Here is a 13,949-nt window from a genome sequence, read left to right as displayed (position 1 = left end):
CCGCTCAGGTATTCGAAGGGTCGGGCCTCGACACGTCGCACCGCGCGACGCGTGGGAGGTGGTCGGCCCAGCTAGCCGGCGAGCACTCCGGTCAGGACCGGGTACCAGCGGTCGGACATCTTGGCGTAGCCGGCGTCGTTCGGATGCAGCTCGTCGACGAGGTCGGCGGCGACCAGATTGGTCGTGTCGACCAGTCGGACATGGTCGCCCTTCGCGGCCACGATCCCCGGGATCGTCGCGTTGTACGCGTTGATCCGCGTCTGGGCGGCGGCGTTGTTCGACCGGATGATCTTCGCTACCAGAACGTAGACGCCGGGGCGGGCGGCGAGGATCTGATCGATCAGGGCGCTGAGCCGGTCGGGCGCGGTGGCGACCTGGTAGTTGCGGTACATGTCGTTGCTACCGATGTGCAGCAGCACCACGTCCGGCTGGTACGTGCTGATCCAGCCCGTGGCGTTCGCCTGGAGCTGGTTGATCTGCCAGCCCTTGTGTCCCTCGTGGTCACCGTCCCCGACAGCGCCGGACAACTGGGTACCCACGAAGTCGGGGGCGTAGTTGCCCTCGTTTCGCAGCCGCAGCCAGAGTGGACCCCGGTACCCGGAGTCCGTGGTGCTGCCCTGGCCCCAGGTGATGGAGTCGCCCATCGGCATGACCTTCACCGCCCGGGCCCCGGCGGGACGCTCGAACCAGCCCTGGAGGTCCACGATCAGGTGGATGGGGGCGGTGCTGCCGTTCCTGAGGCGGATCTTCCCGTCCGGGCCGGGCCGGAGCACCACCGTGTTCGTCCGCCAGTTTCCGGCCTGGAAGTCCATCAGGGTCACGGGAGGCTCCGGTTCGGCCACCGGCCACGCCATGAGATATCCGGCCTGCTCCGGCGTGACGGTCAGGTGCAGCACCGCACCCGCGACACCGGTCGCGGGCAACCCGCTGGCCCCGGCCACCTGGACGTCGACCGTGGCACCCCCGGCCAGCGGCACGCCCGCGCCCGCCGTACGGGTGTTGAGCAGCCGGCTGTCCACCGGGCGGAATGGGGCGCCGCCACCGGCCACGCCCGAGAAGTAACCCTCCAGGATCACCACGAGGTTGATCGCGGCGCTGCCCTTGTTGTAGAAGGTGACCCGGCCGTCGGCGGCGAGCTTGATGGTCGCACCCGACTGGGTCGAGCCGGCGACGTAGTTGATGGCGCCCTTCCCGAGGGCCGTGCCCGGCGGCGCCGAGCCCACCCAGCCGCCGGTCGTCGCGCCCGGCACGAGCAGGTTCACGTACGCCGCTGCCGCGCCGGCGGGCACGAAGGTGCCGGCGATGGTGACCGTCCGGCTGCCGCCCGCCGGGATCGTCCCGGTCGTGGTGCCCAGCCCGCTGCGGGTGTCGATCAGCCGGGTGAGCGTGACCGGTACGAAGCCGCCCGGGGCAGGGGCCGCCGTCGTGGTGAAGTACCCCTGCACCTCGACGCCGACCTGCGTCTCGCCCCACCGGTTGTAGACCGCGATGCGGCCGTTCCCGCCCGGTACGACGACGGCGACGTTCGAGATGTTCTCGCCCGCCGCGACGTTGAGCGTGGAGAGATCCGCCGATCGCTGGGTCCCGTCGGGCCACAGCGCCAGGTAGGTCGACGCGGTCGGGTTGCTGGTCGAGACGCGCGCCAGCACCGCGCTCACGCCGGTGGACGGAATCCCGCCGACGCCGAGCACGGGGAACGTGGTGGTGGAGTCCGGTCCGCGGGCGCCCGTCACGCCGCCGGTACCGTCCCAGGTGAACAGGACCCCCACCGGTGTCGCGAAGGGTACGTAGTTCGCGGGCGCCGCCTCGTCGGTGGCCGCCGAGACGGTGGCCTGCGCCTCGGCCGTCCCGCCGGCCAGGCGGTCGCCGCCGGACGCCTCGGCCCTCGCCGCCGGCCCGCCGGCCGTCAGGATCGTGGCCAGCAGGCCCAGGCAGAGCGCGAACGCCCACCGTCGACGCCCGGACACGGATGGGACTCCCACGGTTGTTCCTCTTCTCGGCCGCCCGTGACCGTTGCCGGTCGCAGTGGTGTCAGGCAGGCGACGGTGCCGGCTCACGACGGTCGCACCGCTCCGCGGGGCCGGGGAGCGGTGCGAGTCGAATCATGGCAACGGCGTGCATGATTCCCGCCTGCTGCGCGCATGCCGGTCCGAACGCCTGTGGACAGCGGGCTGGTCCGGGGTCGTTACCTGGCACGGGGCGGGCTCGGTCTTGCCCGAGCCCGCCCCGCCAACCTCGTACGATCCTGCCGGCAACCGCGAATCAGCGTTGCAGGGTCAGCAGTCCGGGCCGGTAAGGCAGGAGGCCGTAGTCGCCGCGTCCGGGCCCGCCGCAGGCCGGCCAGTTCTTATGAAACAGGCCCTAGGCGCTGGCCGGGCCACGACCAGGCACGAGCGTCGCCCCCGTGGCCCACGCCGGACCGGATAGGCAGGGGCCGTCCCCGGCATGCCCCACCACGGAACCGCTAGAACCCGATCGCCCACCAGCGCTAGTGAGGGGTTTTTCGGGGGCGATTCCAAACTACATAGATAAACATCAAGGCCCTGGTCAGCTTCTTGCTGGTCAGGGCCTTGTTTCGGTGCCCCCGGCAGGATTCGAACCTGCGACACACGGTTTAGGAAACCGATGCTCTATCCCCTGAGCTACGGGGGCGCGAGTGGTCAGTGTAACGACCTGCGGGTCCACCCGCGTTGGCAGGGAGTGACCCGCGTTGACCTGCGTTGACCGGCGAACCGCACCAACCGACGACCACACGCTGACCACACCAGGCGAGGCAGCGACCATGATCGTTTGACCCCGGTTGACCTGAAGTGGCGCGGATTGACCCGGGGGTGACCTCCGCTGGAGACCGCACGGCGACCACATCACCAAGATTAACGGGGACCCATCCGCGTCTGACCGGAGTCACGTCTTCGGCCTCCATCAACGAAACTACTCATGATTTGCAAGATCGTGTCGTAGCGGGTCGCCGTATGAGCATGCACCTGCTCATGCCGTGGTAAGTGTGCGGGATCGGCACCACGGGTCGATGCAGCGACTCTGCGACTGTTGGCGTTCATCGGACGACGCACTCGCGCTCGCGCCGCCATTGGCCATCGCCTGAGCCTTCTGCTGCACCCGGCATGGTGGGCTTGATAGGGGCAGAGAAGAGGGCGTGGCCGTGGCGGCGAAGATAGAAGGCTTCGATCGCCTGGTCGAACCGTTCCGGACGGAACTGTTGGCGTACTGCTACCGAATGCTCGGCTCGGCTCCGCTCACGACGCGGCGGACCTGGTCCAGGGCACGTGCCTGAGGGCGTGGCGGGCGCGGGAGCAGTACGGCGACACTCGCAGCTCACTGCGCACCTGGCTTCACCGGATCGCGACAAACGTCTGCCTGACGGCCCTGAAGGTTCGCAGCCGCCGGCCGCTGCCGTCGGGGCTGGTGGCCGAGTCGGATCCGCTCGGGCCGCTGCTGGCCCCTGCGATTCGCGGTTGAGCACGCTAGCCCTGTCCCGGCTGAGGTGGGACGGGGCTAGCGTGTTCAACGTGCCGGGGTCGGAGTGGCGTGGGCGCCGGAGGCATCATATCGGCTAACCAGCAGGCGATCGAGGACCCTATGGTCAAGGGCCTGCTGGGTCGTCTCGTCTTTGTTCGGACTCGCCGCGGCAGCGTCCTGAACGGCCCTGCCTCGTCCCCCACATTCGGAGTGACGACGAGCAGGGGATGCTTCGGCCCGCCGCGCTGAACAGGTCCACTGGCTGCGCCGGCGGCCGGCGTACGGGTGATCAGCTTGACTGGTGGCCGGTGAGCATGTGCCGTCTCGCCCAGGCGGTGATTGCGGCGGCGATGGCCTCGGGTTGGTCCTCGGGCGCGTGGTGACCGGCCGGTCCACCGTGCTGGATCTCCAGCGCGGCCATGTTCGCCCTGCACCAGTCGGTCAGTTCGGGCCGGATGAGCAGGGTTGGCGAGGAGTCGAAGGTGATCAGCAACTTGGGTACCTCGCTGCTGGCCAGCCACTTTCCGTACCGCGTGACCCGTTCGGTGACGTCCGCGGGTTCTCCGTCCAGGGGCAGCGAGCGGGCCCATTCCAGGATCGGGCGACGGCTCTCGCGGGTGGGGTAAGGCATCCGGTAGGCCCGCAGGTCTTCGTCGGGTACGGGGTTGAGCACCCCGCCGGTGAAGGCCGACTCCAGGAAGAGGTTCTTGTCGAGCACCAGCGTCTCGCCCTGCGGTCCGCGCATGGCCTCGGCGCGCGACCGCGGCCCGTCGCCCAGTTCGCTCCAGGACATGGGTCGCACGATCGTCTCGAAGAAGGCGACACCACGGACCCGGCCGGGATGGCGGGCTGCCCAGTCGAAGGCGAGCGCCCCACCCCAGTCATGGCCGACGAGCACCACCTCGTCCAGGGCCAGTCGCTCGAACCAGGCGTCGAGGTACTGGGCATGGTCGGCGAACCGGTACGGCAGGTCGGGTTTGCCGGAGCGGCCCATGCCGATGAGGTCGGGGGCGAGGAGACGGGCGGGCAGGTCGACCGCGGGCAGCACTTTGCGCCAGAGGTGGGACGAGCCGGGGTTGCCGTGCAGGAACACCAGCGGCGTACCGCTGCCGACCTCCTCGTGGTACATCGTCGAGTCCAACACGCTTGTGACGGGCATGGTCGCGCTCCAATCGTTTATGTCACTAACGTTCGTCTGACTAACGTAAGTTAGATCGTTAGAGTGACTAACGCAAGAGGTACAATGACGCCGTGAGCGACAGCACGCCCGAGATGGCCGGCGCGGCCCGACTGCGCAGACTGCCGACCCGACTCCTGTCGCTGGCCGCGACCTACTCCGACCGCCGGGTGAACGAGGCGCTCGGGCGGGCGGACGCTCGCAAGTGGCACTACGCCGTGCTCGCCACACTCGACGAGTTCGGCCCCGTCAGCCAGGCCGAGTTGAGCAATCGCACCAGCATCTACCGCAGCGACCTGGTCGCCGTCATCAACGAACTGACCGAGCAGGGCCTGGTAGAACGCTCAGCGGACCCCGCCGACCGGCGCCGGAACCTCATTACCCTGACCGGGCAGGGACACCGACAACTCCTCAGGCTGGGCGAGCTGCTCGCCGACATCGAGAACGAGGTGCTCGCACCGCTGAGCCCAGCGCAACGCGACCAGCTCACCCACCTGCTCACCGCCGTCCTACACCACCGCACTCAAAAAAGCTGGCCAAAGGACAGCGACCCTGCGGGGTAGGCGCTCCTTCACTCCACGTCACCTGCCCCGCAGGATGAGGTCTTTGCGGGCGCGGACCGCTGCGAGCACCTCGCGCGGCGCTCGGTGCGGCGACCCGGACCGGTAGGGCGGTTGCGGGTCGTACTCGTGGGCGAGCTGAATGGCTTGGGCGCCGCCTCGCCGGGTGGGTCTCGGCCACCGGCATGGGTGTGCCGGGTACGGGGGCAGCGTCGGGTCGGCCGCTGGGACCGGCCCGGCCCAGAGGGCACATCTGACCTTTGGGGAGTACCCGTCAGTCGCCCGCCTCTTGCGCGCCGACTCCGCACGGCGATGGCGCGAACAGCAAAGTGGCGAGCCGCCGAAAGAACTGATGCCAGCGCGAGTGAGGTGGCGCCTCGTGCGGCACGGCGGGGTGGACGGGCAGGGCGGGTGGGGCACCGCCGTGACCCCCCGGCGGATGCGCCGACGCCATCCGTCCCGGCTGCCGGAAACACCAACTGGGCTGGGTTACGAGCGGTGGACGGCCGGGACGACAGCATCGCATGTGGTCCTGCGGCTACGCATTGACCGTCTTTGATATCGGTTGTTAACATATGACGTCTGATGAATGTTGCCGCCGTCACACCCTCGAAAACTCAGGCGACGTCCTCGTCAACGTTCCGCTTCCTGCCCTTCGATCGTCACCACCGGGGCGGCTGGGGCCGCCGCTGCGCCACTCGGCTTGATGAAGGAGACACGATGTCTGAAGTGACACGCCGGAAACTACTCGGAGCCGGCGCGGCTGGGGCTGGTGTCATGCTGCTGCCGACGGGTTGGACCGCACCCGCTCGGGCCGGGTCGATTGCACCCCCACAGGTGCTGGCAGCCAACGACTTGGCGTTGTGGTACGACGAGTCGGCGGGTACGGATTGGTTGCGGGCTCTGCCGATTGGTAACGGCCGGTTGGGCGCGATGGTGTTCGGGAATGTCGACACCGATCGGCTGCAGCTCAACGAGGACACGGTGTGGGCCGGTGGCCCGTATGACTCGGCCAACACCCGTGGGGCCGCCAACCTGGCGGAGATCCGGCGGCGGGTCTTCGCCGATCAGTGGACGCAGGCGCAGGATCTGATCAACCAGACCATGCTGGGCAGTCCGGTCGGGCAGTTGGCCTACCAGCCGGTCGGCGACCTGCGGCTGACCTTTGGCAGTGCCAGCGGGGCGTCGCAATATCAGCGGACCCTCGATCTGACCACGGCCACCGCTACCACCAGCTACGTGCTCAACGGGGTGCGGTTTCAGCGTGAGGTGTTCGCCAGCGCGCCGGACCAGGTGATCGTGATCCGGTTGACCGCCGACCGGGCAAACGCGATCACGTTCACCGCCACGTTCGGCAGCCCGCAACGGACGACAGTGTCCAGCCCGGACGCCGCCACGATCGGTCTCGACGGTGTTTCCGGCAGCATGGAAGGCATCAACGGGCAGGTCCGGTTCCTCGCTCTGGCCAATGCCGCCGTGAGCGGCGGCACGGTCAGCAGCTCAGGTGGCACGCTGCGAGTCTCCGGCGCGACAAGCGTCACCCTGTTGGTGTCGATTGGTTCCAGTTACATCAACTACCGGACCGTCAACGGCGACTATCAGGGCATCGCGCGGGGGCACCTCGACGCGGCCCGCACCATCGGCTTCGACCAGTTGCGCAGCCGACATGTAGCCGACTATCAGGCGCTGTTCAACCGGGTGTCGCTCGATCTGGGACGCACGACGGCGGCCGACCAAACCACCGACGTCCGGATCGCGCAGCATGCGAGCGTCAACGATCCGCAGTTCTCGGCGCTGCTGTTCCAGTACGGTCGGTACCTGCTGATCTCCTCCTCGCGACCGGGCAGCCAGCCGGCGAACCTGCAGGGGATCTGGAATGACCAGATGGCTCCGTCCTGGGATTCCAAGTACACACTCAACGCGAACCTGCCGATGAACTACTGGCCGGCCGACACCACAAACCTGGCCGAGTGTTACCTGCCGGTCTTCGACATGATCCGAGATCTGACGGTGACCGGCGCCCGCACTGCTCAGGTGCAGTACGGCGCAGGGGGTTGGGTCACCCACCACAACACCGACGCGTGGCGCGGCTCGTCGGTGGTCGACGAAGCCCTGTGGGGAATGTGGCAAACCGGCGGCGCCTGGCTGGCCACCATGATTTGGGATCACTACCAGTTCACCGGAGACGTCGAGTTTCTGCGCACCAACTATCCGGCCATGAAAGGCGCTGCCCAGTTCTTCCTCGACACGCTGGTCAGCCACCCGACGCTCGGCTACCTCGTTACCAATCCGTCGAACTCGCCCGAGCTGCGTCATCACACGAACGCCAGCGTGTGCGCGGGGCCGACAATGGACAACCAGATCCTGCGTGATCTGTTCAATGGCGTCGCACGGGCCGCCGAAGTCCTCAACGTGGATGCCAACTACCGCGCCCAGATACTGACTGCCCGGGACCGGCTAGCGCCGACGCGGGTCGGGTCCCGCGGCAACATCCAGGAATGGCTCGCCGACTGGGTGGAGACCGAGCGGACTCACCGGCACGTCTCCCACCTGTACGGGCTGCACCCCAGCAACCAGATCACCAAACGCGGCACACCACAACTGCACCAGGCCGCACGACAGACCCTTGAACTGCGCGGCGACGACGGCACCGGCTGGTCACTCGCCTGGAAAATCAACTATTGGGCTCGGCTGGAAGACGCCACCCGCGCCCACAAGCTCCTCGGCGACCTCGTACGCACCGACCGGCTCGCACCGAACATGTTCGACCTGCACCCGCCTTTCCAGATCGACGGCAACTTCGGTGCTACCTCAGGCATCGCCGAAATGCTGCTACAAAGCCACAGCGGCGAACTTCACCTTCTGCCCGCACTACCACCCGCCTGGCCAACCGGGCAGGTCACCGGGCTCCGGGGTCGCGGCGGGTACACCGTCGGCGCCGCTTGGAGCAGCAGCCAAATCGAACTCGTCGTCGTCCCCGACCGCGCAGGACCCATCCGCGTTCGCAACCGGATCTTCGCCGGCACCTTCGAACTGCACGACGAGACGAGCGGCAACGTCGTCCAGCCGACGCGGATCGATACCGATCTCGTGGAGTTCACCGGCCAGGCCGGCCACACCTACCGCGCGTCCGGGGTCAACTCGGGGCCTGTCGAGACTGGTGCGTACTACCGGCTCGTGGCCCAGCACAGCGGCAAGGCCGCCGACATCAACGGTGCGTCCACCGCCGCCGGCGGGTTGTTGATCCAGTGGCAGAGCAGCAGCGGACAGAACCAGCAGTTCGAGTTTCTGCCGGCGGACGCGGGCCACTTCCGGATCAGGGCACGGCACAGCGGCCTGTTCCTGCAGGCCGCCAGCAGCAGCACTGGCGCCGACATCACCCAGCAACCCGACGCACCCAGCGCCGCCAGCCAACAGTGGCGGGTCGACGACCAAGGCGGCGGGGTAGCCAGACTCATCAACCGGCAAAGCGGTCTGGCGATGGACGTTTGGCAGGCTTCGACCGCCGACGGTGCGCGCATCTCCCAGTGGACCCCCGGCACCGGCGCCAACCAGCGATTCAAACTCCAACGGATCTAGAGCCTGTCCCATCACCACAGATCACGCAGGTCAGGTTGGTCCACTGCGCCTCGGTCAATCGAGTGAGTTGTCAGCGCCGCCTCAATCGCGGCTCTGACACTCACTCGCCGAGTGATCGTGGTGGTAGGTCACGGTGTGGCGAGGACGCTTACGGGGGGAGGTCGAGGTTCGGGCGGCCGTACACCTGTCGCTTGATCGTCCTGATGCGGTGTCGCCCAACTGACAGCCAAGGGAACCGACCTGACACGCCGAGCGGACCCGGCCGCACTCGCCGTCGAGCAGCGCCTGGCCGCCGCCTTCACCGCCGACGAGCGGAATGCGTTCATCGAGCACCTGGAACGGGCTATCACCACGCTGGCCCCCCACCACCGCCTCGACAAAGCACCAACGCCTCAGTCCGACGACGAACCCTCGTAGCGTCGTGCCCTGTCCGATCGGGGTTGCGATGAGGTTGTCGGTGAAGGCCACCCATCAGACAGCTGATGGCAGCGAGCCGCTCGGCGATCATCGGAGCTTGTCCGGGTCGAGAATCATGTCGATGGCGACGATGCGCTCGTCGTAAACGGTGAAGCCGACGACGGCGACGGGCCTGCCGCGCCTGTCGCGGGCGACGACCCCGGCGGCTCCATTGACCAGTGCGGGAGCGCAGAGGCGCGCGAACCGTGGCCCGGCGTCGGCCGCACGGGTGGCCACGGCACGGGCACCGGCGAGCACTGCCGGTGCGAGCCGTGCACGGCGTCCGTGGTCGGAGCGGAACACCACGTCGGGATCCAGCAGGGTCAGCAGGGCGTCGAAGTCGCCGGCGCGGGCTGCCGCCAGGAACGCGTCGACGACACGACGCTGGGCGGGCAGGCCGGCCCTGGGCTGCGGAGCACTCTCGCGCAGTCGCCGCCGGGCTCGGCTGGCAAGCTGCCTGGTGGCCGCCGGTGTACGTCCCACGACGGCGGCCACCTGCTCGAACGGCATGCCGAACATGTCGTGCAGCACGACCGCGAGCCGTTCGGCGGGCTCGAGGCTGTCCAGCACCACGAGCAACGCGATGCCTACCGCGTCGGTGTGCAGGCTGGCTTCCTCCGGATCCCCGTACTCGCTTACCAGCGGCTCCCAGGTTGCGCTCAACTGCTCGCGGCGCGCTTGCCGGGCCCGCAGCATGTCGATGCACACCCGCCCGACGAGCGTGGTCAGCCACGCCGCGGGATTGGTGATCGCGGTCGGGTCGGCGCGCGTCGTGCGCAGCCACGCCTCCTGCAACGCGTCGTCGACCTCGGCTTGTGAGCCCAGCAGTCGATAGGCGACGGCCCGTAGACGCGGACGGTGCTGCGCCAACTGCTCGGCGAACCACTGCTGGTCGTCCATCTCCCTAGTTCCCGAACGCTTCCCGCCGCAGCATCGCCCACAGCGTCGGAGTGCCCTCGGCGGTGGTGACGGCCGCGGTCCGCCTGATCCAGGCGGTGTCGGTTGCCTGGGCCAGCAGACAGGCCGCCAGGTCGGCTCGGCTGGTGAAGATACCGTCGGAGCGACTCTCCGCGAGCCGGTAGCGGGTGACGCTGTCGCTGTCGAAGAGCCCCGACGGGCGCACGATCGTCCAGTCGAGGTTGCTGTCCCGCACCATCTTCTCCATGGTGCGCATGTCGTCATAGGTGGACTTGCCGATCGTGGCGGTGACCAACGGCTGGATGATGCGGTTGAGCAGGAATCCGCCCTCGGCATGGTGATGCGGCTCGGTGGCGCTGGAACTGACGACGACGAGCCGCCGCACACCCTCGCGACGCATCGCGGCCAGGACCGTCGCGGTGCTGCGGCTGTAGAGCCGCACCGGTCGCCGAGTGAACGGCGTGCCAAGCGTCGACAGCACCACGGCGGCACCACTCACCGGGACCTCGACTGTGGCATCGGCGGCCACCACCTCCAAGCCGGGACCGCTGACCGGGAACGACTGCGGCTGCCGGGTCACCGCCCGTACGTCGTGGCCGGCGTCCAGCGCCTGCTGTACGAGGCGACGGCCCGTGCCCCCGTTCGCGCCGAGAACGACGATAAGCATCAGGTGTGCTCCCTTCCGAGTGGCTTCGAAAGGAACGTCGATCCGCACGGTTCGTTTGTGACAAACCGCAGGCCAGGTCAAGGCGGGTCACTGCCCGCGCAGCGCCCGACTGACTGTCGTTCTCAGCCGGGGGATTTCCCGGGCAGGCGTTCAGGAGGTGCAGAAGGACGCCCGTTCGGTCAGCCCGAGCTCCGTGCAGTCCCATCCGGTGCCCTGGTCCTGGAGTCGCCAACCCGTGCCGGCCGTGTAGTGGAACAGGTAGATGAAGTTGTTGTCGTCCGGACGTTGCACGTCGACGGCAGCCCACGTCTCGACGCACTCCACCGGCCTGGAAGCGAAGGACCAGCCCGCCGGCAGCTCGACCAGGGTGCCGAGGCTCTGCATCGACGGACAGGTGGGACTGTGGGGGTCGACACTTGTGGGGGTGGCTGCGGGCGGCAGCAACGGGTCGGGCCGGTGGAGGGTGGCGAAGGCGACCGTACCGCCGATGGCGAACACCGCCGCCACCGCGGCGCCGGTGGCGACCGCCCTGCGTCGTTGCACCTGCCGCGATCTGCGCAGGGTGCGTTCGTACATGTCGGCGGTGCCGCCGAGCTCGCTCAGATCGGACATGGCCTGACGCAGCGGCCCGAGGTTGTCGGTCATCAGGCCTCCTCCATCACGGCCGAGAGCAGGTCCGGCGCTATCTGCCGCATGCGGGCCAGCGCCTTGCTGGTTTGACTCTTGATTGTTCCGACCGAGCACTGCAGCAGATCCGCGGCCTCGGCCTCGCTGCGGTCCTCGAAGAACCGTGCCACAAGCACGGCCCGTTGCCGCTGCGTGAGTTGGGCGAGAGCCTGGTGCAGGGCAACCTTGAGATCGGTACGGCGAGCATGGTCACTGCCGGGCTGGGCCACGTCGGCCAGTTCCCCGGGCAGGGACTCGGCTACCTTGCGGCGCCGCCACCAGCTCACCTGCTGGTGGTACATGGCGGTGCGGGTGTACGCCTCGAAGTGCCCGGGATCATTCAGCCGCCGCCGGCCCCGATGGGTGCGGGCCAGCGCATCCTGCACGAGGTCCTCCGCGAGGTGCCGGTCACCGGTCAGCAGGAACGCCGTTCGCAGCAACGCCGGTGAGCGGGTCCGCACGAACTCACAGAAAAGATCGTCCATGGAGTCCGGCATGACCCGCTCGTTCCCCCCACGTACCCAAAGTCCTTCAGGCAGCGGCGGCGTCGATGCGGCCGAATGTCTGTGGCGCACACCATAGCCGGTGTGCGCCACAGCAAGCGACAGCGGTCACCCGCTCAGGAGATGCAGAACGGCGCCTCCTTGAGGCCGAGGTCGACGCAGTCGTAACCGCTGCCGTCGCCGTAGTACTTCCAGCCCGTGCCGGCCACGAAGTGGAACAGGTACCAGCCGTCACCGGCGTTCGGGCCCTGCGGATCGGCTCCCGCCCAGTCCTTGACGCACTTGACACTGCCGAACGTCCAGCCCTTCGGAAGCTCGACCAGGGCCTGGAGAGTCTTCGCCGAAGGGCACTTGACACTCGTGGCCGTACCGCTCGATGGCTTCGATGCCGGCTTCGGCGCCGGCTCATCCGGATCCGAGACACAGAACGGCGCCGGCTCGCTGAGGCCGAGATCCTTGCAGTCCCAGTCGCTGCCCTGGTCGTAGTACTTCCAGCCCGTGCCGGTCACGAAGTGGAAAAGGTAGAGGCCGTCAGCCGCGGTCGGACCCTCCGGATCGGCAGTAGCCCAGTCCTTGAAACAGCTCACCTTCGTGAGGGACCAGCCCTTCGGCAGCTCGACAAGCGTCTGAAGGGTCGTCACCGGGGGACAGCCGGCAGCACCGGCCGCCGGGGTAGCCGCAGCGGGCGACGCACCGGGGGTGCCAGTGGCCGCAGCAGCCGACGTCGGAGCAGATGCGGTGGGGCGGGGACCAGTCGACCCACCGGAGTCGCAGGCGGACAGTCCAATAAGGACAGTGGCAACGGGCAGCAGCAGGAGGTGACGTGCAGACATTTTCCGGACCCCTATGGATCGTGGCGATCGTCGCTTACACAGGGGTACATGCGATCCATCGTCCGCAGGTTGCCGCCAACCAGAAATATTCTTCGAAATCTTCGACGACCCCGCTCAGGCGGTGTTCACCGCAGGTCATGCCCAGTGGCTTCTGGCGCCCGCCGGCCATGCCCAGGGCCAGGAGTTCCGCGACCCACGGCCGCCCCTTGGGAGATCCGGTTGTGGCCAGCCAGAAAATCTATGCTCAAACGGCTAGACATTCTTGAGGGCCAGAGATACTGTTCCTAGGGTAGAGAGCAGAGAGACGCAAAGACGCAGACGGATCGCCCGGCCGTGAGGTCACGACGGGCGTCGGGAGCAGGACCCTGATCCCGCTCCAGAACGGCAGTAAGCACGTCAGCCCCGGCGTGATGCGCGACGGGGCACCGCAGGTGGGGCCGAAGAACCGTTCAGGGCTCCAGCTGATGTTCGCCGTACGTGTGTGGGGCCGTGAAGTTGCGTGGGCTCCGACACCGGCGGACCGCACGTCGGCAAGTTGGAAGAAATGCAGAGGAAAGGGAGGGCCGTACACCGTTGGATCGCCCGCCGTCGGCCGTCATCTCAGGCCGGGCGGACACCGCAGTTTCCATCGAACGAGAGGTGGTCTCCGGTCACGCATATGCGATCCTCGCACCCGTTGCCGTCAGTGACGGCTGGTGTGGATACGAAGAGCCGACGTTCCTGTCGGCAGATGGTGTTCTGACCCGTAACCCTGGGCCCCGGCGCTTACGCGCCGGGGCCCTCGACATGGAGGTGACATGGGGCGAAACCCCGAAGACATGTTCGGCGACGAGGACTACCCCGCCTACACCATCGGGCAGGCTGCGGAGATGCTCGGCACCACGCAGGATTTTCTGCGCCGGCTGGACGAGGCGAAACTGATCGACCCGCACCGCTCCAGCGGCGGGCACCGCCGTTACTCGCGCTACCAGCTGCGCCTGGCCGCCCGGGCCCGCGAGATGGTCGACGGCGGCACCGCCCTGGAGGCGGCCTGCCGGATCATCATCCTGGAGGACCAACTTGAGGAAGCCCTCCGGCAGAACGAGAAGCAGTAGTAGGGGTTGCTGACCGCAC

Annotated in this window: 12 protein-coding genes and 1 tRNA gene; 4 read left to right on the top strand and 9 right to left on the bottom strand. The window is 68.1% G+C overall.

Going from position 1 to position 13,949, the window contains the following annotated elements:
• Window positions 1-71 precede the first annotated feature (71 nt).
• Together OOJ91_RS24610 and OOJ91_RS24605 are read right to left on the bottom strand one after the other, a co-directional pair.
• The gene (locus OOJ91_RS24610) at window positions 72-1,982 is read right to left on the bottom strand and encodes an SGNH/GDSL hydrolase family protein (protein WP_266248543.1); all 1,911 of its coding nucleotides are present in this window, start codon (window positions 1,980-1,982) and stop codon (window positions 72-74) included.
• 597 nt (window positions 1,983-2,579) lie between these two features.
• A tRNA-Arg gene (locus tag OOJ91_RS24605) sits at window positions 2,580-2,652 on the bottom strand.
• Between the two features lie 573 nt (window positions 2,653-3,225).
• Here OOJ91_RS24605 and OOJ91_RS24600 point away from each other — a divergent pair.
• Window positions 3,226-3,477: a sigma factor gene (locus tag OOJ91_RS24600; protein WP_439117127.1), complete on the top strand. Its 252-nt coding sequence runs from the start codon at window positions 3,226-3,228 to the stop codon at window positions 3,475-3,477.
• 289 nt (window positions 3,478-3,766) lie between these two features.
• Here the strand turns inward: OOJ91_RS24600 and OOJ91_RS24595 are convergent, their stop codons facing one another.
• Entirely contained in the window at window positions 3,767-4,636 is an 870-nt protein-coding gene (locus OOJ91_RS24595) for a haloalkane dehalogenase (protein WP_266248542.1), read from the bottom strand.
• 92 nt (window positions 4,637-4,728) lie between these two features.
• Between OOJ91_RS24595 and OOJ91_RS24590 the strand changes: the two genes are divergently transcribed.
• Window positions 4,729-5,217: a MarR family winged helix-turn-helix transcriptional regulator gene (locus OOJ91_RS24590; RefSeq protein ID WP_266248540.1), complete on the top strand. Its 489-nt coding sequence runs from the start codon at window positions 4,729-4,731 to the stop codon at window positions 5,215-5,217.
• 717 nt (window positions 5,218-5,934) lie between these two features.
• Complete coding sequence (locus tag OOJ91_RS24585) at window positions 5,935-8,793, top strand: glycosyl hydrolase family 95 catalytic domain-containing protein (RefSeq protein WP_266248538.1); 2,859 nt, start codon at window positions 5,935-5,937, stop codon at window positions 8,791-8,793.
• Window positions 8,794-8,874: 81 nt separating this feature from the next.
• Here the strand turns inward: OOJ91_RS24585 and OOJ91_RS24580 are convergent, their stop codons facing one another.
• From OOJ91_RS24580 to OOJ91_RS24555, 6 genes are all read right to left on the bottom strand, one after another.
• Window positions 8,875-9,261: a hypothetical protein gene (locus OOJ91_RS24580; protein ID WP_266248537.1), complete on the bottom strand. Its 387-nt coding sequence runs from the start codon at window positions 9,259-9,261 to the stop codon at window positions 8,875-8,877.
• 36 nt (window positions 9,262-9,297) lie between these two features.
• Window positions 9,298-10,149 (bottom strand): sigma-70 family RNA polymerase sigma factor, encoded by an 852-nt coding sequence (locus tag OOJ91_RS24575; RefSeq protein WP_266248536.1) that lies wholly within the window; start codon window positions 10,147-10,149, stop codon window positions 9,298-9,300.
• 4 nt (window positions 10,150-10,153) lie between these two features.
• Entirely contained in the window at window positions 10,154-10,834 is a 681-nt protein-coding gene (locus OOJ91_RS24570) for an NAD(P)-dependent oxidoreductase (RefSeq protein ID WP_266248534.1), read from the bottom strand.
• A gap of 150 nt (window positions 10,835-10,984) precedes the next feature.
• Window positions 10,985-11,479: a hypothetical protein gene (locus OOJ91_RS24565; RefSeq protein WP_266248532.1), complete on the bottom strand. Its 495-nt coding sequence runs from the start codon at window positions 11,477-11,479 to the stop codon at window positions 10,985-10,987.
• Window positions 11,479-11,997, bottom strand: a complete 519-nt coding sequence (locus OOJ91_RS24560) for a SigE family RNA polymerase sigma factor (protein WP_266248531.1) — start codon at window positions 11,995-11,997, stop codon at window positions 11,479-11,481. The genes OOJ91_RS24565 and OOJ91_RS24560 overlap by 1 nt, the downstream gene beginning before the upstream one ends.
• 122 nt (window positions 11,998-12,119) lie before the next feature.
• Window positions 12,120-12,644 carry a hypothetical protein gene (locus tag OOJ91_RS24555; protein WP_266248530.1) on the bottom strand — a complete coding sequence of 175 codons (525 nt, stop codon included), beginning with the start codon at window positions 12,642-12,644 and terminating at the stop codon, window positions 12,120-12,122.
• 989 nt (window positions 12,645-13,633) lie between these two features.
• On the opposite strand from OOJ91_RS24555, the gene OOJ91_RS24550 reads away from it, so the two are divergent.
• The gene (locus OOJ91_RS24550) at window positions 13,634-13,930 is read left to right on the top strand and encodes a helix-turn-helix domain-containing protein (protein ID WP_266248528.1); all 297 of its coding nucleotides are present in this window, start codon (window positions 13,634-13,636) and stop codon (window positions 13,928-13,930) included.
• Window positions 13,931-13,949: the final 19 nt, after the last annotated feature.

The sequence above is a fragment of the Micromonospora lupini genome, assembly GCF_026342015.1.
Lineage (GTDB): Bacteria > Actinomycetota > Actinomycetes > Mycobacteriales > Micromonosporaceae > Micromonospora > Micromonospora lupini_B.
The sequence above is the reverse complement of the archived record's forward strand: the minus strand, read 5'-3'. Positions and strand labels throughout refer to the sequence as shown.

Coding starts and splice junctions, on each gene's coding strand:
- OOJ91_RS24565 (WP_266248532.1), bottom strand. CDS start 11,479: ATGACCGACAACCTCGGGCCGCTGCGTCAGGCCATGTCCGATCTGAGC.
- OOJ91_RS24570 (WP_266248534.1), bottom strand. CDS start 10,834: ATGCTTATCGTCGTTCTCGGCGCGAACGGGGGCACGGGCCGTCGCCTC.
- OOJ91_RS24595 (WP_266248542.1), bottom strand. CDS start 4,636: ATGCCCGTCACAAGCGTGTTGGACTCGACGATGTACCACGAGGAGGTC.
- OOJ91_RS24550 (WP_266248528.1), top strand. CDS start 13,634: ATGGGGCGAAACCCCGAAGACATGTTCGGCGACGAGGACTACCCCGCC.
- OOJ91_RS24585 (WP_266248538.1), top strand. CDS start 5,935: ATGTCTGAAGTGACACGCCGGAAACTACTCGGAGCCGGCGCGGCTGGG.
- OOJ91_RS24560 (WP_266248531.1), bottom strand. CDS start 11,997: ATGCCGGACTCCATGGACGATCTTTTCTGTGAGTTCGTGCGGACCCGC.
- OOJ91_RS24575 (WP_266248536.1), bottom strand. CDS start 10,149: ATGGACGACCAGCAGTGGTTCGCCGAGCAGTTGGCGCAGCACCGTCCG.